Consider the following 25,957-nt stretch of genomic DNA (forward strand, 5'->3'; position numbering starts at 1 on the left):
CGGCAGTCCTAATTCAGGGCGGCGATCGTTGCGATGACGGCCTCGGTCGTCAGGCCGTACTTCGCTTGCAAGGCAGGCACCGCGCCGCATTCGATATAGCGGTCGGGCAGGCCGATGCGCGTTACCTTCTTCGCGATGCTGGCATCGAACAAGGTCTCGACCACAAGGCTCGCCAAGCCGCCGACAACAACATGGTTTTCCGCCGTGACGATATGGTTGAAGCCGGTCGAAAATTCGGCCACCGCCTCGGCGTCGAACGGTTTTATCGTCGGCACGTGCAACACTCCGACGGAGATGCCTTGTTTGCGCAAGCCTTCCGCCGCGTCCAGCGCCCGCTCGGTCATCAAGCCGGTCGAGATGATGCCGACATCCGAGCCTTCGCGAAGCTGTCGCGCCCTGCCTATTTCGAAGCGATAGCCAGCTTCAAATACCACCGGCACGTTGCCACGCAGCAGCCGCATATAAACCGGACCACGATGCTCGGCGATCGCGTCGGTCGCAGCCTCGATCTCGGTCGCATCGCAGGGGTCGATGATGGTCAGGCCGGGGATCATGCGCATCAGCGCCAGGTCCTCAATCGCCTGATGCGTGCCGCCATAGCCGGTGGTCAATCCCGGCAGTCCGGCGACGATCTTGACGTCGAGGCTGGAGTGGGCGAGCGCGATGGCGACGAAATCATAGGCGCGCCGGGTCGCGAACACACCATAGGTGGTGGCGAAAGGCACCTTGCCGATGCGTGCCAGCCCGGCGGCGACGGCGACGAGATTCTGCTCGGCCATGCCGACATTGAAAAAACGTTCCGGAAAGGCATCGCGGAACGGCAGGATGTCGGTGTATTTGCCGAGGTCGGCGGTCAGCCCGACAATGTCGGGGCGGCTGTGGCCAAGCCGCGCCAAAGCCTTGCCGAACGGTGCCTCCACGCTCCGTTGGCCACCGCCGACCGCTTCGTCCTGGCCCATGGCCAGCGTGCGTCCGGCCTCAATCGCCGTGCTGCTCATTGGGCTGCTCCCATGGTCTTTTCGAACTCGGCGATGATGCCGTCCCACTGCGTCACGTCTATGCGGAAGAAATGCGATTTCTCGCTGGTCTCAATGCGCGGCACGCCCTTGCCCGGCAATGTGCGCAGCACGATCGCCTTCGGCTTGCCGTTGCGGTCGCGTGCGCCGGCCAGCGCACCGACCACCGCCTTCATGTTGTTGCCGTCAATCTCCGATGTCTGCCAGCCGAAGGCGCGCCATTTGTCGGCGACCGGTTCCATGTCGAGCACCACCGGCCCATCGGCCTGTATGCCGTTGCAGTCTATCAGCGCCACCAGCCCGTCGAGCCTGAAATGGCTGGCCGACATCGCCGCTTCCCAGGTCGAGCCTTCCTGCATTTCGCCATCGGACAACTCGACGAAGACGCGCGCGTCGGATTTGTCGACGCGCAAGCCCAGCGCCTGGCCGACGCCTTGTCCCAGACCATGGCCGAGCGAACCGCCGATGACCTCGACGCCGGGCGTGGTGTCGAGCGTCGACATTTCCAGCCGGCTATTGTCGGCGCCGTAGGTGGTGAGTTCCTCGACCGGGAAGATGCCGGCCTCCGCCAGCGCCGCCCACAGTGCGATGGAATAGTGTCCGGTAGACAGCAGGAAGCGGTCGCGATCGGGCCATACCAGATTCTGCGGATCGTAGCGCAGTTCGTGGAAGTAGAGCGCGGCCAGCACATCGGCGATGCCGAGGCCCTGGCCGATATAGCCTTGGCCCTGTCCGCGCGCCATGGTCAGCATGTGCCGGCGCAGCCGTGTCGCCTTGCGTTCGAGCGCGCCAATATCGGCACTGCCGGGTGGGGAATTTCGCAGCATAAGGTCAGTCCTTGTCGAGCCCGCCCGACATGTTGAGGCGCTCAGCGGTCATGTATTTGGGCGAATCGAGGCAGAGCCAGACGACGGCCTCGGCGACTTCGGAAATCTCGGCGCGTCGGCCGAGCGGGATACGTCGGGTGCGCTCGTCGAGGAAGGCTTGCAGGTCGTCGCGGCCATTGACGCGGGCGAGGTCGACCTCGGTCGACCGCTGCATCTCGGTGTCCATCATGCCCGGCGCCAGGCTGTTGACGAGCACGCCATAGGACGCCAGCGCCACCGCGGCGGCGCGGGTGATGGAATCGACGCCGGCCTTGCTCGCCGTGTAGGCGGTATAGTCGGGAAGCGCCATGCGCGAGCCGGGCGAGGTGATGTTGATGATGCGCCCCGAACGCTGCTCGCGCATCACCCGCCCGGCGGCCTTGCAGGCCATGGCAAGTGCCGTGACATTGAGCGCCAGCGTGCGCGTCCAGGCCTTGTAGGTAGCATCAAGGAACGGTTCGATCACGCCATAGCCGGCATTGTTGACCAGGATGTCGATGCCGCCCCAGCGCGCGACCACCTTTTCGACTGCCGCTTCCGGCGCGCCTTCCCCGGTGAAGTCGCTGACGATGCCTTCGCTTTCCGTGCCGGTTTCGCTGATCCGCCTGACGGTCTCGGCCAGCCCCTCGCCATTGATGTCGGTGACCGCGACGACACAGCCGCGCCGCGCCAGCTGGACCGCCACCTCGCGGCCGAGGCCGCCGGCGGCACCGGTGATGAGCGCCCTTCGTGGCGTCGTATTCTGATTTTCGGCTGGCAAGCGAACATTCTCCCGGTGGCCGATCTTGACGGGATTGATACCGGTACCATAAATGGCTGTCAACGGCGATGTGCTATTGTCCTGTCGACCGCATGGTCCACTGCAATGGGGAGAACACAATGAAAGTCGTCGCGCTCGAAACGCTGCAGCTGGCGGAATTCCCCTTCCTGTTCTGGCTGCGCGTCCACACCGATGCCGGCCTCATCGGCACCGGCGAGACCTTCTGGGCGCCGGGGCCGGTCGCCGCCTACATCCACGACAATGTCGCCTCCTATCTCCTGGGCAAGGACCCGCGCGACATCGAGTTGCACGACCGCACGCTGGGCAGCGTCTATGTCGGCGCGCGTGATTCTGGCGCCGAGGTGCGCGGCAATTCCGCCGTCAACGTCGCGTTGTGGGATATTCATGGTCAGGCGCTCGGCGAGCCGGTCTGGCGGCTGCTTGGCGGGCGCACCCACGAGACCGTGCCGATCTACAACACTTGCGCCGGCTACAAACATGTCCGCGCCACAAAGAGGAACGCCCTGTTCGAGCGCGGCGAGGACTGGTCGCTCAAGGCTGGCGATTCGAACGGAGGTCCTTATGAGGACCTGCTCGCCTGGCGCTACAATGCCGGCGATCTTGCCAGGAGCCTGAAATCCGAAGGCATCGGCGCGATGAAGATATGGCCCTTCGACATCGCCGCCGAGGCGTCGAACGGCACCCGCATTTCGCTCCCCGATCTCGACAAGGCATTGGAGCCCTTCCAGAAAATCCGCGAGGCCGTCGGCCGCGACATGGAGATCATGGTCGAGCTGCACGGCCTGTGGACCTTGCCCCCGGTGCTGCGCATCGCCGAGGCGCTGAAAGCCTACGACGTCGCTTGGCTGGAGGAGCCTATCCGCTACAACGAGCTCGACGCCATGGCCGAGCTTGCCCGCCATACCTCGATCCCGATCGCCGCCAGCGAGCGGCTCGCCTCGCGGCAGATGTTCAAGCAACTGATCGACAAGCGCGCTGCTTCGGTGATCATGATCGACCTCGCCTGGTGCGGTGGTCTGTCCGAGGCTCGCAAGATAGCCAACATGGCCGAAGCCAGCGAACTGCCGGTCACCTTGCACGACTGTACCGGGCCGATCGTCTATGCCGCCAGTTGCGCCCTGTCGGCGACCTTGCCGAATGTCAACTACCAGGAAGCCGTGCGCGCCTATTTCACCGGCTGGTACACCGAGATTGTCGCCGACATTCCATCGGTCGAGGACGGTCACGTCACGCCCCTCGAAGGGCCGGGGCTCGGTCTCAGCTTGCGGCCGGAGCTGTTCGAGCGTCCCGACGCCACGGTGCGGATCACCAAAATCTAGCCCCCGTGCGGCTCTGTTAGTACCGGTAGACATTATGCTATTATAATCTATGATGCACCGAAGCGGGCGGCCAACAAGCTCGCCGCCGGCGCTCTGCCGCCCGGCGCCAGACGTATTCAGGGAGGCTTTGGTGGCAATTTCTGCGGCGCGCACGCGCGAGGAGTCCAGGGGTGCGCCAAACCTCCCCGACCGCAAGATTCTGCTCGATCTGTTCGAACGCATGGTGCTGTTGCGCCGCTTCGAAAGCATCGCCCAGATCGCCTGCCGCAAGGGCGAAACGCCCGGCTTCCTGCATCTCTATATCGGCGAGGAGGCGACGGGCGTCGGTGTCTGCGCGCATCTCAGGCCGACCGACTGGGTGACCTCGACCCATCGAGGGCATGGCCACGCATTGGCCAAGGGCGCCAATCCCGGCCGGGTGATGGCAGAATTGTTCGGCAAGGTCGACGGCATTTGCGGCGGCCGTGGCGGCACTATGCATCTCTACGACCGTTCGGTCGGCCTGTTTGGCACCAATGGCATCGTCGCCGCCGGCATCGGCCATGCGGTCGGCATCGGTATGAGCGCCCGCCAGCAGGGCCGTGACGACATCGGCGTGGCCTTCTTCGGCGATGGCGCCGCCAATCATGGTGGCTTCCACGAGGCGCTTAACTTTGCCGCCGTGCAGCGCGCGCCGGCGGTGTTCGTCTGCGAGAACAATCTCTACGCCACCGCCACGCCGCTGAAATCCATCACGCTCAATCCCGAAATTGCCACCAGGGCCGCGTCCTATGGCATGCCAGGCGTTGCCGTCGACGGCAACGACGTCTTCGCCGTCTGGCTCGCCATGAAGGAAGCGACTGAGCGCGCCCGTGCCGGCAAAGGTCCGACGCTGATCGAGGCCAAGACCTATCGCACCGTCGGCCACCATGAGGGCGATCCGGTCATCGGCACCTACCGCACGCAGGAAGAACTCGACGCCTGGATCAGGCGCGATCCGATCGACATGTTCCGCAAGAAGCTGGTCGAGGACTATGGCATCGCCGACGCGGAAGCTCTCGCCGCCATCGAAACGCGGATCGAGAAGGTGGTCGAGGAAGCGCTGAGCTTTGCCCGCAATTCGCCCGAGCCCGATCCGGCAACGGTGCGCCTGCATGTCTTTGCCGATCCGATCAACCCGCCGGCAGCGCTGCAGCCGCGCGCCGTCGGCGAGACGCGCACGCAAGGCTGGCTCGAGGCGGTACGCGACGGCATCGCCGAGGAAATGCGCGCCAATCCGGCAATCCTCTATTTTGGCGAAGGCACCGGGGAGCGCGGCGGCAGCTTCGCCCACACCAGGAACCTCTGGCAGGAGTTCGGCGCCGAGCGCATGGTCGATACGCCGATTTCCGAACAGGGCTTCACCGCCGCCGCCGTCGGCGCCTCGGCTACCGGCGCGCGCACGGTCTCCGACCTGATGTTTGCCGACTTCGCCTTCGAGACCGCCGGCCAGATCTTCCTGCAGGCCGCCAAGCTGCGCTACATGACCAGCGGCCTGATGAGCGCGCCGATGGTGGTGCGCGTCGGCGCCGGCGCGCTGCGCAGCTCCGGCCCGCACCACAGCGGCATCTATCATCCGGTCTTCGCCCATATGCCGGGCCTCATCGTCTGCGTTCCCTCGAGCCCCGCGGATGCCAAGGGGCTGATGAAGACAGCGCTGAGGGCCGGCGATCCTGTCATCATGCTCGAACCCAAGGCGCTGTTCGCCTCCAAGGGCGAGGTGCCGCTTGGCGAACATTTTGTCCCGTTCGGAGTCGCGCGCATCGCGCGGGCCGGCACCGACATCACCGTCGTTGCCGCAGGGCAGATGGTGCAGCGCGCGATTGAAGCGGCGGGGGCATTGGCGGCCGAAGGCATCGAAGCCGAGGTGATCGATCCGCGCACCATCATGCCGCTCGACATCGAGACGATCGTCGCCAGCGTGCGCAAGACCCATCGCCTGCTCATCGTCGACGAGGCCTGGGCGATGTGCGGCCTGGGTGGCGAGATCGCGCAAGCCATCAACGAACTTGCCTTCGATGACCTCGACGCTCCGCCCGGAAGGCTGCACACCGCGCCGACCTCGCATCCCTTCGCGCCCGTGCTGGAACGCGCCATGCTGGTCGACACGGCGCGCATCGTCCAGGGCGTGCGCGACGTCATCGCCGGCAAGCCGCCGATTCCCGATCACTGGTACACGGTCGGCCTGAAAAGTGCCGCACCTGCTAAATCGGCACCTGCTCCCGCCAAGGTTGCGCCCGCTGCGCCGCAGGTACCCGCCGCCGCCGGCGACGACGAGCCGGTGACGATGCCGTTCGGCGATCTCACCGTCAGCGAAGGCACCGTCATCAAATGGCGGAAAGCGGTCGGCGATGCGGTCAAGGAAGGCGAACTGGTCGCCGAGATCGAGACCGACAAGGCCGTGGTCGAGATCGAGGCGCCAGTCAGCGGCACGCTTGCCGCGATCGACCAGCCGGTCGGCGCCGTGGTGCCGATGGGCGGCCGCATTGGCGGCATCAAGAAATAGTCACCACTCTCCCTGTAAAATCCGAAGGGCAAGCATGAAGATCCTGTGCGCCAACTGGCAAGCCGCCGATGAAGCCGAACTCGAGCGCGAGCACTATCCCGACATCGAGTTCATCCTCGCCAGATCGACCAACGACAAGCCAGCCATGCTCGATCCGTCGGCCTGCGAGACCGCCGATGCGGTCATCAACTATTCGCCGACCCACAATGTCGCTGCCGCTCCCACCGCGTTTCCCAAGGCCAGGATCGCGGTACGCTCGGGCGTCGGCTTCGACAACATCGACACGGCAGGCTGGGGCGCCCGCAAGATACCGGCCTGCAATGTGCCGGACTATGGTACAACCGAAGTCGCCGACCACGCCATCGGCCTGATGCTGGCGCTGACGCGCGGCACCTCCGCCTATGGCGCGGAACTCACCGGCAATGGCGCCGAAGGCTGGCATTTCTCCAAAGCGCCGCTGGTGCGCCGGCATAAGGGCGCCACCTTCGGCATTGTCGGACTTGGCCGCATCGGCCTCGCCACGGCCCGCCGCGCAGCCGCCTTCGACATGAAGGTGGTGTTCTACGACCCGCATCTGTCGTCCGGCGTCAACTTGTCGACAGGCTACGAGCGGGTCCATTCGTTGGCCGAGCTCATGGCGCGCGCGGATGTGGTGAGCGTCCACACGCCATTGAGCGAGGAAACCCGCAAGCTGCTTGGCGCGGCGGCCTTCGCCGCGGCCAGGCCCGGGCTTGTGCTGATCAACACCGCGCGCGGCCCGATCGTCGATCTCGACTTGCTCGAAGCAGCCATGCGCGCGGGTACCGTCACCGGCGCGGGGCTCGACGTGCTGCCAAGCGAACCCGGCGATCTCGAACATCCGCTGCTGGCGGCATGGCGACGCCGCGAAGCATGGATCGCCAACCGCCTGATCGTCACCCCCCACGCCGCCTTCTACAGCCCGGCATCGATGCGCGATCTCCGGCTGAAATCGATCGAGGTCGTGCACGCATATCTTGCGGAGGGGCGGCTGACCAACTGCGTCAATTCAGAGTATTTGAAATGAACGCAATGGCGGCGCAGGCAAGGCGTCTCGCGGTTTCCCCATACGCCCGCCGCCTGGCGCGCGAGCGTGCGCTGCCGCTCGAAGCCCTTCGCGGCAGCGGCCCCGGTGGCCGCATCCTCGCTGCCGATGTCACCGGCTACGTTCCGGCTGCCACGCTGGTCGTTTCGCCTGATATCGCCGCCCCAGCGGCGGAGCCTTCCACTGCTGCGTCCCGGATCGCTGCCTTTGCCACGTCCGTTGCCCTCGGCGCGCTGCGAGACCTGCTGGCGGCACTGGAGAGCTCTGGAAGGCTGTTCGACATTGACGACGTGCTGCTGCGCGCGGCGGGCAGAGCATTTGCCCAGATACCGGACGCCGCCAGGATCGGCATGGCATCTGTGGCGCTGGAACTGGCGGGCCGGCAAGCCGTGTTCGCCATGATCCCCGAAATGTCTCTGACATCGCTGTGGGAGACGCGGCTCACTGCTTTGGCCGACAGTCGCGACGATGCGGAAAAACCCGCCGCATTGTCCCTGCGGGTGCTGCCGGCAAGCGACGTCAGGCCGCTCATGATGCCGCTTCTGCCAAGCCGCGCCATGCGCTTGACCGTCTCGCTCGACACATCAGGCAATCACGCCGAGTGCCTGCTGATGGCGGATACGGGAAGCATTGACGAGGCAGCGGCGGCCTTATGGCTTTCGAGCCTGAAAGCCGCGATCGAGCATCCGCTTCGGCTCTTCGTCTGAGACGGTTGATGATCGTCGGGCTTGTTTTTTGATCCCAAAACCGGAGCCACTTTTGGGTGACATGCAATAGCCTCCGGCACAGGAAGCTATTATAAAAGCTTCGACACAGGCGCGACGAGGCACATGGATCACTCCGTTCCCACCATCGACAGTCTTCCCAAGCGCACACTTGGTCGCGCCAACGGCCCGCTTTACCGCCAACTCGCCGATATCCTGCGCGAGCCGATCGGGAACGGCACCTTTCCCGTCGGCGGCGAACTGCCGAAGGAGGCGACCATCGCCGAACATTTCGGCGTCAGCCTGATCACCGTACGGCAAGCGTTGCGTGACCTCGAGGCCGACGGGCTGATCAGGAAGCGGTCGGCCAAACCGGCTGTGGTCACGGCGCGCAATCCATCGGTCAACCTGAGCTGGAAATTCAAGAACTTCGCCGACATGGCGGCCTTCACCAAGGACGCGCAACTGACGGTGAAATCCTATCGCAAGGAGGTCTCCCCGGTGCTCCAGCGCCATTTCGGCATGGGCAAGGACGAAGCGGGCTACTGCTTGCGCGGCATCCTGTCTGTGGGTGAGCAGAGGAAGGCTCAGATCACCAGCTATTTCCCGCCGGCCGTCGGAGCCAAGCTGAAGCGAGAGGATTTTTCCGACGTGCTGATCTTTCGTTCGGTGCAACGGCATCTCGGCCTGCGGCTGGACGTCGCGCATGTCACGGTCCGCGCCGAGATCGCCGATGACGCCATCGCGGAAGACCTCGGCATCGCTCTCGGCAGTGCGGTCCTGAGTGTGGAGATGCTCTATCAGTCGGCCGACCAGCAGAGCATCGAATTCACCATTGCGCGGCATCCGGCCGATCTCTTCAGCATCAGCTACGACGCACCGAACGATCTGGCCTGATTCCCAATCGGCGGATTATCGCGCGCCGATTTCCCCGTCTCGGCCATGGACAGCTTTATAAAATTATAATAGCATCATAGCTGGATGAAGGCTGCGCCGGGAAACCGCGGTCAACATGGATGCACGGCCGCATCCGACGTCTGCATTTGGTGCATGTCGCCCAAAGTGCGCAGTGGTTCTGGGATCACGGCATGCACAAAAACAAAGTCTGTTCATAAGGGGGTGTGCCTCGAAGGTACTTGATAGGCGGCGGCGCTCGCGCGGCCGATAACAAACACGGGAGGAGGAAATCATGAAAGCAGGCGCATTTTTCGCCGGGCTTGCGGTGGTTGCGGCGACTTTGCTGTCGATCGATGCCGTGCCGGCCAACGCACAGGACAAGAGGCCCTACGTCATTTATCTGTCCAACAATTTCGTCGGCAACGACTGGCGCCAGCAGATGCTGCGCAGCGCCGATATCGCGGTCAAGAAGCCACCGCTTGCCGGCCGTGTCGATCTCAAGGTCGAGGTCGTCGAGACAACGGTCCAGGCGCAGATCAATTCGCTGAACAACATCATTCGCAACAAGCCCGACGCCATCGTCATCGATGCGGGCTCGGGCGAGGCGCTCAACCCGACGATCGAGAAGGCTTGCAACGCCGGCATTGTGATCATTGCCTTCGATCAGATCGTCAGCGCGCCCTGCGCTTACACGATGGAGTCCGACTGGGGCCGGGCGCCGCGCGTGGAAGCCGAATGGCTGGTCAAGAAACTCGACGGCAAAGGCAAGATCCTCGTCGATCGCGGGCTTGCCGGCGCGCCGATCTCCGCCCAGTTGCAAGGCGGTTTCGAAGAAGTCATCAAGAATTATCCCGGCATCGAAGTGGTCGGCTATTTCAACGGCGACTATGCGCTGGGGCCTGAGCAGGCCGGCGTCGCCAGCCTGCTGGCCGCGCACCCGCAAGTCGACGCTATATTCGTCCAGGGCTACGGCGCCGGGGCGATCAAGGCGCTGCAGGATGCCGGTCGCCCGATCGTTCCCATCACCGGCAGCCCCTTCAACCTGACGACGACGACCTGTGCCCAGACGAAAGGAGCCCAGTGCATCCTTGCGCCCAATCCTGCCTATCTGTCGGCCGAGGCCTTAAAGCTCGCGGTGGAGATACTCGACGGCAAGCAGCCGGCGCAGAAAAAGATCCTGCTGCGCAATGCCTTCCTGACCACCGATCCGATCCCATCGGAATTGTACCCCGACGCGGCCATGCAGAACATCGAGATGGGCAAGAACGCCTTTCCGGACATGGCCCCCGGTCTGTTTCTTCCGGTCAGCCCGGACTGGGTTGAAATTACCCCTGCCGAGGCAGCTGGCTCGAAATGATGCAAATCGGCGGCGAAAGGTTCGCCTCGAAGCTCCTCCAATGCGCCTTGGCTTAAATTGACAAGGCGCATTGGTACCGGTATCAATTTGCGTGCAGCACCCATCAAGACGGCGAAGTCCGTCACCGGCTGATGCAGGAAACACGAAGGAGGAGAGATCATGAAACTGAAGACAGTTTGCGGCGGATTGGCAGCTCTTGCCATGTCCGCAATCGCGGTGAGCACCGCGCCGAGCCACGCCGAGAACAAGAAGACCTACACCATCTATCTCTCGAACAATTTCGTCGGCAATGACTGGCGCCAGCAGATGGAGCGTGTCGCCACCGTTTCGGTGAACAAGGGGCCGCTGAAGGGCCGCGTCGACCTCAAGATCGAGAATGTCGAGAACACTGTCCAGGCGCAGATCAATTCGCTGAACAACATCATCCGCCAGAAGCCGGACGCCATCCTTGTCGATGCCGGTTCGGACTCGGCCTTGAATCCGACCATCAACAAGGCCTGCGACGCCGGTATCATCGTCATCAGCTTCGACCAGGTGGTGACCGAACCCTGCGCTTTTGCCGTCGCTTCCGACTGGGATCGCATTCCCTCGGTGATGGCCGAGTGGATGGCCACGCAGCTTGGCGGCAAGGGCAACATCATCCTCGACCGTGGCCTCGCCGGGGCGCCGATCTCGGCACAGCTGCAGCAAGGCTACGAAAAGGTGCTGGCCAAATATCCCGACATCAAGGTCGTCGGCTACTACAACGGCAACTACGCGCTCGGGCCGGAACAATCTGGGGTCGCGGCCCTGCTCGCGGCCAATCCGAAAATCGACGGCATCATGACACAAGGCTACGGCTCCGGCGCCATCCAGGCGCTGAAGGATGCCGGCCGGCCGATCGTCCCGGTCGTCGGCTTCTCCTACAATGTCGCCGCCGTTACTTGCGCGCAAACGCAAGGCGCCAAGTGCATCCTTGGCTCCAATCCTGCCTATCTCTCCTCGGAAGCGATCAAGCTCGCGGTCGACATTCTCGACACGGGCAAGAAGCCCGCCGAGCGCTCCGTCTCGGTCAAGGGTGATTTCGTCACCACCGATCCCTTCGAGTCCAAGCTTTACCCGGGCACCAAGATGATCAAGATCGCGATCGGCAAGAATGCGTTTCCGGACCAGGCGCCCGGCCTGACGCTGCCGATCACGCCCGACTGGGTCGAGATCACCGCTGCGGAAGCCGCCGGTACCAAGTAAACTCCTGTCCCACGACCCTGTCTCCCGGCGTCGCAAGGTGTCGGGAGAGCTTTTCGAAGGCGCATTCATGGACCTCGTCACCGTCAAAGGCCTGTCCAAACGCTATGGCGGCATCGTCGCGCTGAGCGAGGCGACGTTCAGTGCCCGCGCCGGCGAGGTGCACGCACTGCTCGGCGAGAATGGCGCCGGCAAAAGCACTTTCATCCAGATCCTGTCGGGCGCCGTGCAGCACGACCGCGGCTCGATCCTGGTCGATGGCCAGGACTATCGCCCGGCCAATCCGGACGCGGCCCAGGCGCTCGGCATCGCCGCCGTCTTCCAGGAACTGTCGCTGATCCCCGATCTCAGCGTCGAACAGAATATCTGGTTCCGTCACGAACCGCGGACATTGCTGCGCATCGTCAACCGCGGCGAGATGCGTCGCAAGACGCTGGCGCTGCTCGACAAATATAGTTTTCCGGCATTGCGTCCCGACCAGGAGTTGCGGCGGCTGACCCTGGCCGAACGGCAGATTGTCGAGATTGCCAAGGGCTTGGCCAAGGACCCGCGCATCCTGATCCTTGACGAAGCGACCTCGGCGCTGCCGGCGCGGGAGGCGGAGTGGCTGCTCAATTTGACGCGGCAATTGGCGGCCGAAGGCCGGCTGGTGATCTTCATTTCGCACCGCATGGCCGAGGTGCGCGCCATCGCCGACCGGCTGACCATCTTTCGCAATGGCAGCACCGTCGCCGCGCACGAGGCGAACGCCGTGTCGGACAACGAGATCGTCACGCAGATGATCGGCCGCCATCTGGACAGGCTTTATCCGGAGCGTGTGTCCACAGCGACAGACCACATCGCGCTGAGGGTCAGGAACTTCTCCAGCGGCAGCCGGCTCGCCGGCGTCGACTTCGCGCTGCGCGAAGGCGAGGTGCTGGGTGTTGGCGGCCTGCAGGGCCACGGCCAGCGCGACCTGTTCCAGGCGCTGTTCGGCGCCAGCAAGGCGAGCGGCACCCTCGAACTCTGGGGCAAGCCGGTCTCGATCGGCAATCCGCGCCAGGCGCTGACAGGCAAGGATGGCATTGCGCTGGTGCCGGAGGACCGGCGCGGGCAGGGCCTACTCCTGACCAAGAGCGTGCGCGAGAACCTGACCCTGTCCGTTATCAGGCGTTTTACCGAAAATGGCTTGCTCAGCCGGCAAAAGGAAGCGGCTCTGGTCAAGGAAATGGTCGACTTCCTGCGCATCAAGGCAGGCACGCCGGAACAGCTCGCCGGCACGCTGTCCGGCGGTAACCAGCAGAAGGTGATCTTCGGCAAGATGCTGCTCACGCAGGCGCGCGTTTTGTTGCTGTACGATCCGACGCGCGGCGTCGATGTCGGCACCAAGGGCGAGATTTTTCAGCTGATGCGCGACCTCGCGGCCAAGGGCTATGCGATCCTGTTCCATTCCAGCGACATGCCGGAACTGGTCCATGTCGCCGACCGGGTGCTGGTGATGCGCAATGGCCGCATCGCGGCGACGCTCGAAGGCGACCGCATCTCGGAGGCGGGCATTTTGCGCGCCGCCATGCTTGAAAGCGAGGCGGCTTGAGGCATGGTGATGTCCGCGGAGCAAACTGTGGGGATGGCGCAACGACCTGCCGAAATGAAATCGACGAGGCCCGGCATCGACTGGCGCGGCCGCCTGCTCGACCGCGCGCCGTTCCTTGTCGCCTCCCTGATGCTGGCCTTGATCGTTGCCATCTATGGCAGCCTGCAGTCCGGCGTCTTTTCGCTGGACGAACTCAACCTCGACACGGCCGCGGCTATGACGCTGATGCTGGCGGCAACCGGCCAGACCATCGTGCTGGTGCGGGGCGGCATCGACCTGTCGATCGGCGGCATGATCAGCCTCGGCACGGTGATCGCGGCGACGCGCTTCACCGATGATCCGTCGGCCACGGCACTTTGGGCGCTGATCATCCTGGCACTCGGCTTCCTGATCGGCGCACTCAACGGCCTGCTGATCTCGCTGCTCAAGCTGCAGCCCTTCCTGGTGACGCTTGCCACCTGGTCGATCCTCAACGGCGTCGCCATGATCATCCTGCCGACCGATGGCGGCAGCGTTCCCGGCTGGTGGGTCGGCTTCGCCTCGGCACAGCTCGTCGGCCTGACGAGCCCGGTCTGGATGCTGCTGGCGCTGCTCGTGTTCTGGTGGTGGTTTCGCGCGACGCGTGTCGGCATAGCCATCCAGGCGACTGGTTCCAACGAGAAATCGGCCTTCCTGTCCGGTGTTTCGATCACCCGCGTCAACCTCGTCACCTACGGCCTGTCCGGCCTGTTCGCGGCGGGCGCGGCGCTGTTTCTGGTGACGCAGACCGGCGCCGGTTCGCCGACCATCGGCAAGGACTATATCCTGCCTTCGGTGGCGGCCGCGGTCATCGGCGGTGTCAGCCTGTTCGGCGGTCGCGGCCATCTTGCCGGCACGGTGATCGGCGCCTTCGTGCTCACCCTCATCGGCAATCTCGTCTTCGTCCTGCATGTGTCGAGCTACTGGCAGCCGGTCGCTTCCGGCATCATCCTCCTGCTCTCGGTGCTTGCCAGTTCCGTTGCCGAAAAAGCCGCAAGGAACCGTGTCCAATGAGCGCCTTCCTTGCCCGCAACCGCCTCATCGTACTCGCCTATGCCGGCATGGTTGTGCTGCTGCTGGTCACGGCTTTGTTCTCGCCGGGCTTCCTCTCAGTATCCAACATGCGCTCGACTGTCGTGCTGGCCGCCTTTGTCGGCATCGTCGCGCTCGGCCAGACCTTTGTCATCATAGCGGGCGGCATCGACCTGTCGGTGCCTTGGGTGCTCAACTCGGCGGCAATCGTCATGGCGCTGCTCTGCGGCGGTCGGGATCTGCCGCTGGTCTGGGTAATGCCGCTGCTGTTCGCCGGCGGCGCCTTGATCGGGCTGATCAACGGCGTCGGCGTCGCCCGGTTCGGCGTGCCGCCGATCATCATGACACTCGCGACCAATGTCATCCTGCAAGGCCTGATCCTGGTGCTGACCGGGGGCTCGCCGACACCCTCGGCACCGGCCTTGATCCAGTTCCTGTCGGTCGGCCGCATCGGCGGCTTCCCGGTCATCGCGCTGATCTGGCTCGCGCTGACACTGGTGGCGACGCTGCTGCTGTCCAAGGCGGCATTCGGCCGCCATCTCTATGCGCTCGGCACCAGCGCCACGGTCGCTGAATTCTCCGGCGTGCCGACGGCGCGCACCACCATCCTGACCTATGTCATCTCCGGCCTCACCGCCGCTTTCGCCGGCATGTTGCTCACCGGCTATTCCAGCCAGGCTTATCTCGGCATGGGCGACGCCTATCTGTTCACCTCGATCGCGGCGGTCGCCATCGGCGGCGCCTCGATCCTCGGCGGCAGCGGCCATTATCTCGGGACCGTCGCCGGCGCCATGGTGCTCACCATCCTCACCGGCCTACTGCCTGCGCTGAACCTGTCGAGCGGCGCGCTGCTCATCGTCTACGGCGCGGTGATCCTGCTCACCGTGTCGATCGGCAGCGAAACCTTCGCCGGGCTTGGCGGCAAGCTGGGCAGAAAAGAGAGCTGACCATGGTCGAAATCACCTGTGTCGTCGATGCCAGAGCCGAACTCGGCGAAGGCACGCTTTGGGACCCCAAGGCCGGCGTTCTCTGGTGGATCGATATCTGGAAGAAGCTGATCCATCGCTACGATCCTTTAAGCGGTAAGGACGAGGTCTTCGAGACCCCGGAATATCTCGGCTGCCTTGGCTTGCGCGAGAAGGGCGGCCTGGTCCTGACCATGACCAACGGCTTCCATTTCTTCGATCCCGCGACCGGCAAGTTCGAAGCGATCGTCGATCCGGAAGCGCATATGCCGAAGACCCGCTTCAACGACGGCAAGCCGGATCGCCAGGGCCGCTTCTGGTCGGGCACGATGTTCGAGGTGCCGGGTCAGCCAGTCGAATTCATCGGCGCCCTTTACCGGCTCGATCCCGACCTTTCGGTCCACAAGATGATCGACGCCATCGGCTGCTCGAACGGTCTGGCCTGGAGCCCGGATTCAAAAACCATGTATTTCTCCGACAGCCATGCCGGCGCGGTATGGGCCTATGATTTCGACCCCGCCAGCGGCGACATCGAGAACCGCCGCACCTTCATCGACATGAGGGCAACCGGCGGCGTCGCCGACGGTGCCACCGTCGATGCCGAAGGCTGCTACTGGGTGACCATCCCAGTGACCGGCAAAGTCTGCCGCTATGATCCTGACGGCGAACTGATGGAAACCGTGGTCTTGCCGACCGACCTGCCGACCTGCTGCGAATTCGGCGGCAGGGATCTCGACATCCTCTATGTCACCTCGGCGGTGCTCAAGCGCCCGGACAGACATTTCCTTCGCCAGAAGAATCCGGGCGGATTGTTCGCGCTCGATGTCGGCGTCAAGGGCCTTATCTTGCCGGCGTTCAAGGGCTGACCCGCTTTGGCTAAACAGCCGGCATGATCAGCGGTGTCTCGACTTTGCGTATCCAGATAGCCTGCATAGAGCGATAGCGGCCAGCACAGCGCGAAGTAGATGATCGACACCGTGCCGAACGCCACGACCGGCTGGAAGGTCACGATTTTGACCTGTGTGGCGGCGCCGGCAAGCTCGGTCAGCCCGATCGGCGAGGCGATGGATGTCGCCTTGACGATCTGCACCATGAAGCCGACGGTCAGTGGCAGCATCAGCCGCACCGCTTGCGGGATGATCACCAGCCGCAGCGTATACCGAGCGCCGTGGCTGCTTCCCACTGGGCTTTGGGTATCGCCGCGATGGCGTCGTCTCGGCGCTCTCGGTCGCTGCCGTCCAGGCGGTGAAGGCCGGCAATCTGCTGCTTTCGATCGAAGCGATGAGATGGAACGGCGCTGCATGCCGAGTGCGACAGCACCATCGCCGAAGTGCAGATCAAGGCCAGTGACCAGATAATGCCAACGATCTGCTGATCGCATTCGGGTGAATAAGGGTGCTACACCTGAAGGGAAATCGGCCGCACACACGCATGTCGCAGGAGATGACCAGCACAGTCGGCCTTGGAGTAATCTAGCGTCAAATAATCATTGTTTGCAATTGCGCAGGCCGAATTTTCCAAATAGGAACGCCGGAGATCAACAAGGGAACGATTTTGATGGATGAAGCAATTGGGCAGCGAAGGGCTGATCTGCTAGGGATGACAGCAGATATCGTCGCAGCCTATGTCCAGAGCAACGCAACGCCCGTGGCGGATCTGCCGAATTTGATCGCCAGTGTTAATTCTGCGTTGTCTGGCCTGGCTGAGCCGGTCGCTGCACCATCGCCAATACTTACGCCCGCGGTAAATCCTAAGAAGTCGATCTTTCCCGAATACATTATAAGCCTTGAGAACGGGCGCAAGTTCAAGTCGATGAAGCGCCACCTGGGCTTGCTTGGCATGACACCTGATGAGTACAGAGCCAAGTGGGGTTTGGCATGGGACTATCCTATGGTAGCGCCCAGCTATGCGGCTCAGCGGTCTGCGCTTGCCAAAGCTGCCGGTCTCGGCCGCAAGGCGGTTGCCAAGACGCCGCCAAGGAAAGCACCAGCAAAGCGCAAGGCCAACGCCTGACAGTGCACGACGTTCGGGCCATGCCGTCAGGTCTAGATGGTCTAGGTGGCCTGGCTGGGAATGAGCTGCCTGGCTTCGCGGTTCAGTAAGCGCCGCTCACGCCACAACACAAGCTTCAGCACGGCTTGCGTCTTGACGTCCTCGTATCCTGACGGGGCAGGAGAGGTCGATCAATGTGCGATCGACAAGTCGAGCCGATACATCGTCGCCCTCGACAGACAATCAAATCATATCGATAAAATCGCACTACATCGATACGTCACGCTCTGCTCGATGCCACAAAGCAACAAAGCTGCCGAATCCAGCAGCGCTCCGTGCTTCAAGGGCATGCCCATACGGGTGCTGGGTAAGCCTAAATTTCTTCCCCGAGCAATATCCTGGCCTCCTTGGCAGCAGCGATGAACGCCTGGCGCGCTATCCTTGGTGGTTTTTCTCCACGGATTACGGCAAGGCATGCTTCGATTGCAGCGAGCCGCGACTTGCCCTCCGGCCTCGGCCAATCCCTCAGCAGAACTTCGGCCGCGTCGGATACCGACGCAACAACTCTGTCGCGATCGATCCGGCCGGGTTGAACGACGACGGGCTTTCTGAAACGTCTCGTACGCACGACAGCCTCCAAGAACAAGTTATGTTAGCTTCTGCGGATCCTTTGCGCCACATCAAACGTCCGCAAGTAACTGAAGGCATCCGCTTGGCCCAGAAGCTGCCGCCGCGATGGACGCTGGCCAGTGCTTCAGCACGTCGGGCTGGCACCGAGTTTCGAAGAGCGTATCGCCAAGAGCGGCGTTACCCAATAAATGATCCACAAATACCCGGTGAAGGGGAGTTCTCCGAACACTGCGAAATGGAATCTCGGGGCTGAATTTACTCCATATCCGGCACGTCACCGCTGGTGAATAGCACGGTCGGCGGGCCATAGTCGCCAATAGCCGGGTCGGCGTCGCGGCTCCATGCGATTACGCCAACATGCTTCCCTGCGAGCGCCTGACCGGTGCGGATGGCGCGTTCCTCGCTTTGCTGATCGGCCGGACCAAAGGCGGGAAACAGTTCGCCGTCCTCGCCACGATCGAACGCCACGACGACGGTTAGCTTGGGCTTCTTTTGACCGGGCAGAATATGATCAGACATGGCGGGAACCTATCATGACCGAGGATTGGGTCGCGTTCGAGACTCGGGAGGTGCGCGTGCAAGACCACCGTTTTGAAGAGCCTGTGCGCGTTGCACTCGGCAGGTCGCGGCGGGTTTTGGAAAATCAGCCAAAGCCTCGGCCAGAGCGTTCGCTCCCTGAGGCGCAGCAGGATGCTGTCGAGAATGATCACCCCCATGCCGACGATAGAGAGGTGACCGCGATGGTCGCCTCAACCAGCGCGTTAGGGCAACCGTCGATCATTCGACCTCATTGTCCTCCATTGGCGGTCGCCCGGCCGCTTCTACGTCGGGCTTGTCCGATAGCCAGATTTACAGGGCCGCTTCGGTTGGTGGGACCAATTGCAACAGTACCGATTATGGGCACCATCGGCGGCTCCCGATGTTGTACTTTCTTCTTTGCTTTCAGCTCAGCGATTTCCTCGTCACGTCTAACAATGCGGCTTTCCAGATTGGCGAGACGTTCGGTTAGCAAGTAGCGGCCAACGACAAATCCGCCTCCTCCCATCAGAACGGCAAACGTGGCAAAGGCGGCCGGGTTCGCCAACACCAGCACCACGTTGACTTCTAGAAAAGTGATAAGGTCCTGCATGGTCTGTTTGCTCTGGCCTCCGCCGTGATCACCCCAACACAGGTGGCGTGTCGTTGTAGCTGACCTGCACCAGCTCCGGGTGTCGGTAAGCGAGGGCAAGTATTTGGGTCTCAAGCTCGCAGTTGTAAGCCATGAGCGCCTTGACGGTCTCCAGGGGACTCTCGTAGCGGGCGATGAGCTTCTCCGCCTCCGAGTGCAGTTCGGCTTTAGCCGCCGCGTCCAGGTGCATGATGCTCATCGGGGTCCCTCCTAAATCTTGCCCGACGCCGAGCCGAGAGTTCGTCAAGGCGATCGTGAAGGTGGCCAGTGAGTACGATCATGTCCTTCAGCGCCTTCACCGCGTCGCCCTTGTGCTGGGCAATGAATTTGTCGGCGACGGCCTGGAGGGCTGCTTCTTGGCGGCTGTCCAGTGTCACGATGTGGTCCATGGCGATTGCTCCAAACGTTCCTGGCCACAGAGAACAAAAACGGAACAAAAGAGTCAAGGACTAATTGACTCAGCGAGGAATAGGTTCGTATTTATTGACGGCACGTGAGGCAGTGCTCACAGCCATGGAGAGCCGCATGGGCAGACGAAAAAGCCGGTATGACAGACTGTTTGCTCGGGACGCTGAGGGGATCATAAGGGAAGCACTAAGCCTTCGCGAGGTGGCGCTTTCGGCGCAACTCAACCTCAAAGCGAATGGTTGGGCTGGTCGACAAATTGCACGAGGTGTTGGCCACTGTCGCGGAGAAGGAGCCTAACTACCGCATGCCGAACCTTGGTCTCCTACCGCTCTCGGAGGACTACTCCACGCGGAAATGACCATGGCCGGGCGATGGAGTGCGTATGGCGTGCCGCCAAGGCCAACATGCTGCTCATCGTCGAGTGCGGCACTGCTACCATGTCGGCCGCTTCAGGGCCAATGACGTGGCCACATGGTCGGCTGGAACAAGCCGCTAAAACCCATCAGGTCCAGATGCAAACGTGGCGCAGCAACCGTCCAGGATTCAGACAACAGGACGTTCGTTTAGAAAACAAAACATCCGATTTGATATCCGACGAGTGATGTGCTATGAGTCCACAGCAGAGGGAACTTGCGCCATGGCACGCTCGACCGCTCAAAGCGCTTTGCGCTATCCACTCACCATTATGCTCGGCACCGAAGCAAGCGTAAGATTGCTCCGGGAATTGTCGCGCCACGGCGGCTTGCTTTCTTCTCCATTGCTTGCGACTCGTAGCGGGCTTGCAAGGGCAAGCGTGTGGTCTGCTCTCGCAACCTTGGAAGGAATTGGCATCGTATCTTCAGAGGGAACGGGCAGGGCTCGTCTTTACCGGTTGAATGATCGCCATCCGCTGGCGACATCACTGGAAGCCCTCTTCGAGCAGGAGGCGCTTCGGTATTCCAATATTCGCGCCGTAATCACTGAGGCGGTCTCCGCAGTTCGGCCGAACGTACTCGCGGCCTGGATTTACGGCAGCGTAGCGAGGGGCGAGGACCGTCCAGACAGCGATCTCGACATCGCAGTGGTTACGCCATCCGAAAAGCTAGAGAGCGCGCTCCAAGAAATCCGTGAGGCACTGGTGACCCAAGGTCAAAAGCTTGGCTTCAACCCCTCGGTCGTGGGACTCACTCCGGAGGATGTGGCAAGGCTGTCGAGCACGCGAGACCCGTGGTGGGGCGGGGTCGAAGCCAATGCCCTGCTCGTCTTGGGTTCACGCCCGGACGAACTCGCAACAAAAACTCGCCGGAAGGCGTTGGCATGACCAGAAGAGGTGCGACGAAAGCAGTCGAGACAGGCTTTGGCGAGGGGCGATTGCGCATCGCCCGCTCATATTTGAAGGCTGCCCGTTTAGAGGTGGCAATGTCCGGAACGGGTGACATCGGAAATCCGGCTATGTCGCAGATCGTGAATGCGGCAATAGCATACGCCGATGCGCTCACTGCCCGATTTGCAGGAAAGATCAACCGCGCGGATCATGCGGCCGTGGTGAAAACCATGCGCGACGCGCTTGGAAATCGCCTTCCTGCAGCGCAGGCCAGCAGGTTGCGGAGCATCCTCGATGAGAAGGACGAAACTCAATACGGAATCAGGGCAAAATCATTACCCGAAGCGGAGAGCTTGCTCGACAAGTTGGAAAAGTTCGCGGAGTGGGCGGAAAAAGAACTGGAAGTCTGATCAGCAATGGAGGCGGCATGTCGCTTATGGCGACCTGAATGTTACTTCAGCAGTTTGATCAGCACTGTGAAAGCCGCGTCGATGTCAGCGCGAACCGCGGCCCGGACCGCTTTCGCGTTGCGGTCTCGCAGCGCTGCAAACATCTGCTGATGGTGCTGGTTGGCGGTCGAATAGTTTCCGGAATCGTGCAGCATGTTGAAATAGGGACTGATCTGCAGCCACAGGTTCTCGATGATGTTGAGCATGTTTTCCGAGCCCGCGGCTCGATAGATGGAGAAATGAAAGGCGTAGTTAGCCCTGAGGTAGGATCCGGAGTGGAACAGCGGGCTTTGACGAAGGTTGGGCACCAGCAAAAAACGTAGGTGAAGCATGGCTGCTCATCAGGAAAGCAAGGACCGCACTGAGCGTACGGCACGGGAGGCAAAAACGGCCAGACTACGGGAACAGCGGCTGAAGACTGGGACTGCTATGCAAGAGCGGAATGATGCGGGCGCAAAACGACCGTCAACACAGCGACGCCGCAATCGGTGACGCCTATCTTGTTGGCAGTTAGGGCCTCGTTAGCTCCCGGGCCTGCTCCGGGGACAAGGCCGAATGGGTCAAGCCCGACCTTGTCGGTCGGGTGAAATTTTGCCGCTCAATTTCCTCGATGAGACCTGACTGCCTTCAGCAGTTCGCGCTCGTCAGTGTGAGCATTTCGAAAAGTCGCCACTACCGTTTCCGCCAAGATTTTGCCCTGTTGGCTTAAAGGGTCGAGGTCTTCGTCTGCGCAAATCTGATCGAAAACGCGCTGGCAAATAGCCAAATCATGAGGACTAAGGCAGGTGCGATTGGTACGCTGGCGCTGCGGCATGTGCGAACCCTCAGGCCCGCTGCCCGTGCAGAGCAGCGGGCCTTTACAGCCAGACTAGAGAACGGAGGAGAGTTCAGTCTCGCGCAAAAAAACGTTTGATGTAGAGTGCTTGTTCCCGGCTAACGAAGTTGGTAATTTTCGTACAGTGCGCCATCTGGGGCCGATTGCATTCCCGCAAGCAATTAGCCGTTCAACTGTTTCAATGATAGCCTTGGCAAGGGGCTCACCCTCATGCATGGGCTCTTGGCCATAAGAGCGAAAGACAGCCTCCTCGATCGGCAGCACGCCGGCCGGGCAGGTCTCCTCGATACCACGCGCACCAGAGCAAGGGCGGCCAGGCCTAGCGGACTTGTCTTCGGCATCGATGATTTGATCTGCGTTCGCTAATCCGCCTCATCTCTGAGCGACATCTTTTTGCGGCGGACAGGCGTCCAGTCGGTGATCGTATCGGCATCCACGGTGATTAGCCCGCCAGCTTTCACGGTCACCTTTCGATTTTCCTCGTCGACCCGCGTGACCTCGCCAGTGAGCTGGAGCTCGTCACCTGGTTTGGACTTTTTAGGAGCAGGGATCGAATGCGGAAAACCATAGGAGGGGATGCTGACGCTAGCTCTTCCGTCGTCCAGGAGCTTCAGCACCGTCACGGTGATCGCCACCTCATCGCCGATATTGATGTCCGCAATTTCCCAAGCCATGATTCTGGAGCGGCTTTGACGGTAGTCAAGGGATTGCTAATATGCGCAAAATGCCAACGCCGCCAGCGTGCACCTTGTTTTGGAACCGATTCGAACCAGCGATTTTGATTCAAATCGTAGTGTCTGGAGTGCGGGCGCATGCTTCCGTCACAACGCATTTCGGGTAGGCTTGCAACCAAGGTCGCTTCTGGCGTGAACCGCCGTGCGGCAGTTAAACTGTTCGAGTTGAAAACGGCCGGAGCCCGATTGCTCAGCCGCTCAGCAACATGGTTGTCGCGCAGGATCACCGAAGCAGAGGAACGCTAGCCCTCTGTGTTTGCTTTGCGGAGAGCCTGCTTCGCGACGCACAAACTTTTCTGATGCAGTGCGGTTTTGGCCTTCGCACCTGCACAGAACTATGCAAAACCGTCACCGCTGGAACTTGACCCAAGGGAATGTGCCGATGAGTGTGGCGGTCGAAACAAAGGCGCTGACGCCGCCGGACATTGCGGCCCGAAAGCACAAGAAGCCGATTGTCTGCTTAACAGCGTATACAACGCCCGTTGCGCGCCTCGCCGATAGGCACTGCGACGTGGTCCTGGTCGGCGACAGCGTCGGCATGGTGCTTCATGGCCTGACGTCAACCCTCGGGGTTACGCTGGAGATGATGATCATGCACGGCAAGGCCGTCCGCCGCGGTCTTGAACGGGCGCTGATGGTCGTCGACATGCCCTTCGGCTCCTATGAGGAGGGCTGCGAACAGGCCTTTCGCAACGCCGCCCGGCTGATGGCGGAGACCGGATGCGCCGCGGTCAAGCTGGAGGGCGGCGAGAGCATGGCTGACACGATCCGCTTTCTCATTGCCCGCGGCATCCCCGTCATGAGCCATGTCGGGCTGACACCGCAAGCGATCAATGTGCTTGGCGGCTACAAGGTCCAGGGCAGGGGCAGAGACGGCGACAGGATTTTGCGGGACGCTGTTGCTGTTGCCGAATCCGGCTCATTCTCCGTTGTGCTGGAAAAGGTGGCCGAGCCGCTCGCACGAAGAATAACCGAGGAGGTTACGATTCCAACCATCGGGATCGGCGCCTCCGCCGCCTGCGACGGCCAGGTTCTGGTCGTCGACGATATTCTGGGCATGTTCACCGGTTTTCGTCCGAAATTCGTCAAGCGCTATGCCGAACTGGGCTCAGAGGCCGAAGCTGCCATTGCGGCTTACGCGGCTGATGTGCGGGGAGGGCGCTTTCCGGCGGCCGAACATCTCTTCGCCGACGCGCTGCAGGCCGGAGAAACCGCGTGAGCGTGCCGATCGTCCGCACCATTGCCGAGCTTCGTACCGTTGTGGCGGGATGGCGCCGTTCTGGTGCCAATATCGCCGTGGTGCCTACGATGGGAGCCTTGCACGAAGGGCATTTGAGTCTCGTGCGTTCTGCGCTTCAAAAGGCCGATCGTGTGATCGTGACGCTGTTCGTCAATCCCAAGCAGTTCAACAGTGCCGCGGATCTTGCCGCCTATCCCCGCACGGAAAACGAAGACGCTGCAAAGCTTACGCCGCTGGGCGCCCACCTGCTTTATGTTCCCGATGCGACTGCGATGTATCCTGACGACTTCGCCACGACCGTGTCCGTATCCGGCGTCAGTGAAAGCCTGTGCGGTGCGTTCCGGCCTGGCCATTTCGATGGGGTGGCGACCGTCGTTGCAAAGCTCTTCCTCCAGACCGGCGCTGATTTCGCCTTTTTCGGAGAGAAGGACTTCCAGCAGCTTCTACTTATCAGGCGCATGGTCCGGGACCTGGATATTCCGATCACCGTCGTCCCCTGTCCGACAGTCCGGGAAGCCGATGGTCTCGCTTTGTCATCGCGCAATATCCGGCTCTCGCCGGCAGAGCGCGCCGTTGCCCCAAGGCTAGCATCGGTCCTACTCGATACGGCGTCGGGGCTCTCGAACGGCTCTCCCGTCCTGCCAACGCTTGCCGAAGCGCGCGCAGCAATCCTGTCCGCAGGCTATCGCGAGGTCGAGTACCTGGAACTCCGTGGCGAGGCAGATCTGCAACCGATAGCAAGCCTGGATCGGCCGGCACGCCTGTTTGCAGCGGCCTGGCTCGGCGAAACGCGGCTCATTGATAACGTCAGAACACTGCCGTCTCCCGTTCTCGTTGACAAGCCGCCGTCATCAATCGGGCATGCCTTCACCCGTGCCAACGGTCACACCGCAACGCCAGCATTAAAGGATGAGCTTGTGGGCTCTGGCAAGCGCCACCCCTGACCAACTCCGCCCTGTGAGCGCTGGATCGTCCCCTCGGATGACTCACCGCAGCAGGGCGCCGGAAATGCCCGCTGATGCTCGGCGGTTCGGTTGGTGGTGAGCATCACCGTCCTGCCATGTCGGGCTTGGCGACCTCACCCTATTTCAGCAGTTTGATCAGGACAGTGAAAGCCGCGTCGATGTCAGCGCGAACCGCGGCCCGGACCGCTTCCGCGTTGCGGTCTCGCAGCGCTGCAAACATCTGCTGATGGTGCTGGTTGGCGGTCGAATAGTTTCCGGAATCGTGCAGCATGTTGAAATAGGGACTGATCTGCAGCCACAGGTTCTCGATGATGTTGAGCATGTTTTCCGAGCCCGCGGCTCGATAGATGGAGAAATGAAAGGCGTAGTTAGCCCTGAGGTAGGATTTGACGTCGCCGGCGGCATTGGCCTGTTCGAGTGCGTCCAGATGCTGGCGCAGCAGCGCCACGCTGGCATCGTCCATTCGCTCGGCCGCCCATGCGGCGGCGATCGCTTCGATCTCAAACCTGACGTTCCTGAGATCGATGAGTCGCGCGCGGCTTAATGCGGGGATACCGATTGACCGGCCCGAAACCACCATCAATGCGTTGGCGGCGCTCAGACGCCGCAGTGCCTCTCGAACCGGCATCGGGCTGACGCCGAAAGCGTCGGCAAGGCTCTGCACCGTCACCATTTCACCTGGAACGATACTGCCGTCGAGGATCAACTCGGTGACGTGCCGGTAAACCCTGTCCTGCAGGGTTTCCCTGGAAAGCGGCGTGATCTCGACGCCCGGCTTCCTGAATGCCGCCCCAGCCATCTCTGCCTACCTTTCCCCATACGGCGACATACGGCGACGCTCTTGTCCTACCCGGCGCCTGTGCCCGGAATGCAAGGTTCGGATTGCCGCGTCAA

Annotated in this window: 26 protein-coding genes and 1 pseudogene; 17 read left to right on the forward strand and 10 right to left on the reverse strand. The window is 62.2% G+C overall.

Going from position 1 to position 25,957, the window contains the following annotated elements; all coding sequences use genetic code 11:
• Nucleotides 1-8: 8 nt before the first annotated feature.
• From NKJ23_RS04520 to NKJ23_RS04530, 3 genes are read right to left on the reverse strand one after another with little or no spacing between them, the layout of a single operon-like run.
• Nucleotides 9-998, reverse strand: coding sequence for a transketolase family protein (locus NKJ23_RS04520; RefSeq protein ID WP_352678541.1), 990 nt, complete (start codon nucleotides 996-998; stop codon nucleotides 9-11).
• Entirely contained in the window at nucleotides 995-1,843 is an 849-nt protein-coding gene (locus NKJ23_RS04525) for a transketolase (protein WP_352678543.1), read from the reverse strand. Before NKJ23_RS04525 ends, NKJ23_RS04520 begins: the two co-directional genes overlap by 4 nt.
• A 4-nt stretch (nucleotides 1,844-1,847) precedes the next feature.
• Nucleotides 1,848-2,642, reverse strand: coding sequence for an SDR family NAD(P)-dependent oxidoreductase (locus NKJ23_RS04530; protein WP_352678546.1), 795 nt, complete (start codon nucleotides 2,640-2,642; stop codon nucleotides 1,848-1,850).
• 119 nt (nucleotides 2,643-2,761) lie between these two features.
• Here NKJ23_RS04530 and NKJ23_RS04535 point away from each other — a divergent pair, with 119 nt between their 5' ends.
• The 13 genes and pseudogenes from NKJ23_RS04535 to NKJ23_RS04595 all read left to right on the forward strand — a co-directional run bounded on the left by NKJ23_RS04535 (nucleotide 2,762) and on the right by NKJ23_RS04595 (nucleotide 17,352).
• Nucleotides 2,762-3,982 (forward strand): mandelate racemase/muconate lactonizing enzyme family protein, encoded by a 1,221-nt coding sequence (locus tag NKJ23_RS04535; RefSeq protein WP_352678548.1) that lies wholly within the window; start codon nucleotides 2,762-2,764, stop codon nucleotides 3,980-3,982.
• A 130-nt stretch (nucleotides 3,983-4,112) separates the two neighbouring features.
• Entirely contained in the window at nucleotides 4,113-6,506 is a 2,394-nt protein-coding gene (locus tag NKJ23_RS04540) for a thiamine pyrophosphate-dependent enzyme (RefSeq protein WP_352678551.1), read from the forward strand.
• 34 nt (nucleotides 6,507-6,540) lie between these two features.
• Complete coding sequence (locus NKJ23_RS04545; RefSeq protein WP_352678554.1) at nucleotides 6,541-7,551, forward strand: C-terminal binding protein; 1,011 nt, start codon at nucleotides 6,541-6,543, stop codon at nucleotides 7,549-7,551.
• On the forward strand, nucleotides 7,548-8,276 hold the full coding sequence (locus NKJ23_RS04550; protein WP_352678557.1) for an E3 binding domain-containing protein: 729 nt from the start codon (nucleotides 7,548-7,550) through the stop codon (nucleotides 8,274-8,276). Before NKJ23_RS04545 ends, NKJ23_RS04550 begins: the two co-directional genes overlap by 4 nt.
• A 123-nt stretch (nucleotides 8,277-8,399) precedes the next feature.
• Entirely contained in the window at nucleotides 8,400-9,170 is a 771-nt protein-coding gene (locus tag NKJ23_RS04555) for a GntR family transcriptional regulator (protein WP_352678560.1), read from the forward strand.
• A gap of 292 nt (nucleotides 9,171-9,462) precedes the next feature.
• Nucleotides 9,463-10,527, forward strand: coding sequence for a sugar ABC transporter substrate-binding protein (locus NKJ23_RS04560; protein ID WP_352678563.1), 1,065 nt, complete (start codon nucleotides 9,463-9,465; stop codon nucleotides 10,525-10,527).
• Between the two features lie 159 nt (nucleotides 10,528-10,686).
• Entirely contained in the window at nucleotides 10,687-11,754 is a 1,068-nt protein-coding gene (locus NKJ23_RS04565) for a substrate-binding domain-containing protein (protein WP_352678566.1), read from the forward strand.
• Nucleotides 11,755-11,821: 67 nt separating this feature from the next.
• Nucleotides 11,822-13,324 (forward strand): sugar ABC transporter ATP-binding protein, encoded by a 1,503-nt coding sequence (locus tag NKJ23_RS04570; RefSeq protein WP_352678568.1) that lies wholly within the window; start codon nucleotides 11,822-11,824, stop codon nucleotides 13,322-13,324.
• A gap of 54 nt (nucleotides 13,325-13,378) precedes the next feature.
• Entirely contained in the window at nucleotides 13,379-14,356 is a 978-nt protein-coding gene (locus NKJ23_RS04575; protein ID WP_352678571.1) for an ABC transporter permease, read from the forward strand.
• Nucleotides 14,353-15,321 (forward strand): ABC transporter permease, encoded by a 969-nt coding sequence (locus NKJ23_RS04580; protein ID WP_352678574.1) that lies wholly within the window; start codon nucleotides 14,353-14,355, stop codon nucleotides 15,319-15,321. The genes NKJ23_RS04575 and NKJ23_RS04580 overlap by 4 nt, the downstream gene beginning before the upstream one ends.
• Nucleotides 15,322-15,323: 2 nt before the next feature.
• Nucleotides 15,324-16,205, forward strand: a complete 882-nt coding sequence (locus tag NKJ23_RS04585; protein WP_352678577.1) for an SMP-30/gluconolactonase/LRE family protein — start codon at nucleotides 15,324-15,326, stop codon at nucleotides 16,203-16,205.
• 340 nt (nucleotides 16,206-16,545) lie between these two features.
• A pseudogene (locus tag NKJ23_RS04590) lies at nucleotides 16,546-16,728 on the forward strand (biotin/lipoyl-containing protein); the annotation flags it as partial.
• Nucleotides 16,729-16,896: 168 nt separating this feature from the next.
• Complete coding sequence (locus NKJ23_RS04595; protein ID WP_352678579.1) at nucleotides 16,897-17,352, forward strand: Ros/MucR family transcriptional regulator; 456 nt, start codon at nucleotides 16,897-16,899, stop codon at nucleotides 17,350-17,352.
• Nucleotides 17,353-17,704: 352 nt separating this feature from the next.
• On the opposite strand, the gene NKJ23_RS04600 is transcribed toward NKJ23_RS04595, so the two are convergent.
• The 4 genes from NKJ23_RS04600 to NKJ23_RS04615 all read right to left on the reverse strand — a co-directional run bounded on the left by NKJ23_RS04600 (nucleotide 17,705) and on the right by NKJ23_RS04615 (nucleotide 19,328).
• A complete protein-coding gene (locus tag NKJ23_RS04600; RefSeq protein WP_352638206.1) occupies nucleotides 17,705-17,959 on the reverse strand; it encodes a DUF982 domain-containing protein in 255 nt (84 codons plus the stop codon).
• Between the two features lie 257 nt (nucleotides 17,960-18,216).
• Entirely contained in the window at nucleotides 18,217-18,480 is a 264-nt protein-coding gene (locus tag NKJ23_RS04605) for a hypothetical protein (RefSeq protein ID WP_352678582.1), read from the reverse strand.
• 268 nt (nucleotides 18,481-18,748) lie between these two features.
• Nucleotides 18,749-19,090 carry a hypothetical protein gene (locus tag NKJ23_RS04610; protein WP_352621740.1) on the reverse strand — a complete coding sequence of 114 codons (342 nt, stop codon included), beginning with the start codon at nucleotides 19,088-19,090 and terminating at the stop codon, nucleotides 18,749-18,751.
• 28 nt (nucleotides 19,091-19,118) lie between these two features.
• A complete protein-coding gene (locus tag NKJ23_RS04615; RefSeq protein WP_352678584.1) occupies nucleotides 19,119-19,328 on the reverse strand; it encodes a hypothetical protein in 210 nt (69 codons plus the stop codon).
• Between the two features lie 846 nt (nucleotides 19,329-20,174).
• Here NKJ23_RS04615 and NKJ23_RS04620 point away from each other — a divergent pair.
• Both NKJ23_RS04620 and NKJ23_RS04625 read left to right on the forward strand, forming a co-directional pair.
• Nucleotides 20,175-20,837: a nucleotidyltransferase domain-containing protein gene (locus tag NKJ23_RS04620; protein WP_352644342.1), complete on the forward strand. Its 663-nt coding sequence runs from the start codon at nucleotides 20,175-20,177 to the stop codon at nucleotides 20,835-20,837.
• Nucleotides 20,834-21,250, forward strand: coding sequence for a hypothetical protein (locus tag NKJ23_RS04625; protein ID WP_023722279.1), 417 nt, complete (start codon nucleotides 20,834-20,836; stop codon nucleotides 21,248-21,250). The genes NKJ23_RS04620 and NKJ23_RS04625 overlap by 4 nt, the downstream gene beginning before the upstream one ends.
• 41 nt (nucleotides 21,251-21,291) lie before the next feature.
• Here the strand turns inward: NKJ23_RS04625 and NKJ23_RS04630 are convergent, their stop codons facing one another.
• Both NKJ23_RS04630 and NKJ23_RS04635 read right to left on the reverse strand, forming a co-directional pair.
• The gene (locus tag NKJ23_RS04630; RefSeq protein ID WP_352678587.1) at nucleotides 21,292-21,621 is read right to left on the reverse strand and encodes an FCD domain-containing protein; all 330 of its coding nucleotides are present in this window, start codon (nucleotides 21,619-21,621) and stop codon (nucleotides 21,292-21,294) included.
• An 865-nt stretch (nucleotides 21,622-22,486) separates the two neighbouring features.
• Nucleotides 22,487-22,798, reverse strand: a complete 312-nt coding sequence (locus NKJ23_RS04635) for a hypothetical protein (protein WP_352678590.1) — start codon at nucleotides 22,796-22,798, stop codon at nucleotides 22,487-22,489.
• Between the two features lie 442 nt (nucleotides 22,799-23,240).
• Between NKJ23_RS04635 and panB the strand changes: the two genes are divergently transcribed.
• Together panB and panC are read left to right on the forward strand one after the other, a co-directional pair.
• A complete protein-coding gene (gene panB / locus NKJ23_RS04640; RefSeq protein WP_352678593.1) occupies nucleotides 23,241-24,077 on the forward strand; it encodes a 3-methyl-2-oxobutanoate hydroxymethyltransferase in 837 nt (278 codons plus the stop codon).
• Nucleotides 24,074-25,042: a pantoate--beta-alanine ligase gene (panC, locus tag NKJ23_RS04645; RefSeq protein ID WP_352678596.1), complete on the forward strand. Its 969-nt coding sequence runs from the start codon at nucleotides 24,074-24,076 to the stop codon at nucleotides 25,040-25,042. Before panB ends, panC begins: the two co-directional genes overlap by 4 nt.
• Before the next feature lie 139 nt (nucleotides 25,043-25,181).
• Here the strand turns inward: panC and NKJ23_RS04650 are convergent, their stop codons facing one another.
• Nucleotides 25,182-25,862: a GntR family transcriptional regulator gene (locus NKJ23_RS04650; protein ID WP_352452184.1), complete on the reverse strand. Its 681-nt coding sequence runs from the start codon at nucleotides 25,860-25,862 to the stop codon at nucleotides 25,182-25,184.
• Between the last annotated feature and the right edge of the window lie 95 nt (nucleotides 25,863-25,957).

The sequence above is a fragment of the Mesorhizobium sp. M0184 genome (assembly GCF_040322215.1).
Lineage (GTDB): Bacteria > Pseudomonadota > Alphaproteobacteria > Rhizobiales > Rhizobiaceae > Mesorhizobium.

Excerpts from the sequence above, each read along its gene's own strand:
- NKJ23_RS04520 (WP_352678541.1), bottom strand. The coding sequence starts at position 998 with ATGAGCAGCACGGCGATTGAGGCCGGACGCACGCTGGCCATGGGCCAG.
- NKJ23_RS04525 (WP_352678543.1), bottom strand. The coding sequence starts at position 1,843 with ATGCTGCGAAATTCCCCACCCGGCAGTGCCGATATTGGCGCGCTCGAA.
- NKJ23_RS04535 (WP_352678548.1), top strand. The coding sequence starts at position 2,762 with ATGAAAGTCGTCGCGCTCGAAACGCTGCAGCTGGCGGAATTCCCCTTC.
- NKJ23_RS04545 (WP_352678554.1), top strand. The coding sequence starts at position 6,541 with ATGAAGATCCTGTGCGCCAACTGGCAAGCCGCCGATGAAGCCGAACTC.
- NKJ23_RS04550 (WP_352678557.1), top strand. The coding sequence starts at position 7,548 with ATGAACGCAATGGCGGCGCAGGCAAGGCGTCTCGCGGTTTCCCCATAC.
- NKJ23_RS04555 (WP_352678560.1), top strand. The coding sequence starts at position 8,400 with ATGGATCACTCCGTTCCCACCATCGACAGTCTTCCCAAGCGCACACTT.
- NKJ23_RS04560 (WP_352678563.1), top strand. The coding sequence starts at position 9,463 with ATGAAAGCAGGCGCATTTTTCGCCGGGCTTGCGGTGGTTGCGGCGACT.
- NKJ23_RS04565 (WP_352678566.1), top strand. The coding sequence starts at position 10,687 with ATGAAACTGAAGACAGTTTGCGGCGGATTGGCAGCTCTTGCCATGTCC.
- NKJ23_RS04570 (WP_352678568.1), top strand. The coding sequence starts at position 11,822 with ATGGACCTCGTCACCGTCAAAGGCCTGTCCAAACGCTATGGCGGCATC.
- NKJ23_RS04575 (WP_352678571.1), top strand. The coding sequence starts at position 13,379 with ATGAAATCGACGAGGCCCGGCATCGACTGGCGCGGCCGCCTGCTCGAC.
- NKJ23_RS04580 (WP_352678574.1), top strand. The coding sequence starts at position 14,353 with ATGAGCGCCTTCCTTGCCCGCAACCGCCTCATCGTACTCGCCTATGCC.
- NKJ23_RS04585 (WP_352678577.1), top strand. The coding sequence starts at position 15,324 with ATGGTCGAAATCACCTGTGTCGTCGATGCCAGAGCCGAACTCGGCGAA.
- NKJ23_RS04595 (WP_352678579.1), top strand. The coding sequence starts at position 16,897 with ATGGATGAAGCAATTGGGCAGCGAAGGGCTGATCTGCTAGGGATGACA.
- NKJ23_RS04605 (WP_352678582.1), bottom strand. The coding sequence starts at position 18,480 with ATGTCTGATCATATTCTGCCCGGTCAAAAGAAGCCCAAGCTAACCGTC.
- NKJ23_RS04610 (WP_352621740.1), bottom strand. The coding sequence starts at position 19,090 with ATGCAGGACCTTATCACTTTTCTAGAAGTCAACGTGGTGCTGGTGTTG.
- NKJ23_RS04615 (WP_352678584.1), bottom strand. The coding sequence starts at position 19,328 with ATGAGCATCATGCACCTGGACGCGGCGGCTAAAGCCGAACTGCACTCG.
- NKJ23_RS04620 (WP_352644342.1), top strand. The coding sequence starts at position 20,175 with ATGGCACGCTCGACCGCTCAAAGCGCTTTGCGCTATCCACTCACCATT.
- NKJ23_RS04625 (WP_023722279.1), top strand. The coding sequence starts at position 20,834 with ATGACCAGAAGAGGTGCGACGAAAGCAGTCGAGACAGGCTTTGGCGAG.
- NKJ23_RS04630 (WP_352678587.1), bottom strand. The coding sequence starts at position 21,621 with ATGCTTCACCTACGTTTTTTGCTGGTGCCCAACCTTCGTCAAAGCCCG.
- NKJ23_RS04635 (WP_352678590.1), bottom strand. The coding sequence starts at position 22,798 with ATGGCTTGGGAAATTGCGGACATCAATATCGGCGATGAGGTGGCGATC.
- panB (WP_352678593.1), top strand. The coding sequence starts at position 23,241 with ATGAGTGTGGCGGTCGAAACAAAGGCGCTGACGCCGCCGGACATTGCG.
- NKJ23_RS04650 (WP_352452184.1), bottom strand. The coding sequence starts at position 25,862 with ATGGCTGGGGCGGCATTCAGGAAGCCGGGCGTCGAGATCACGCCGCTT.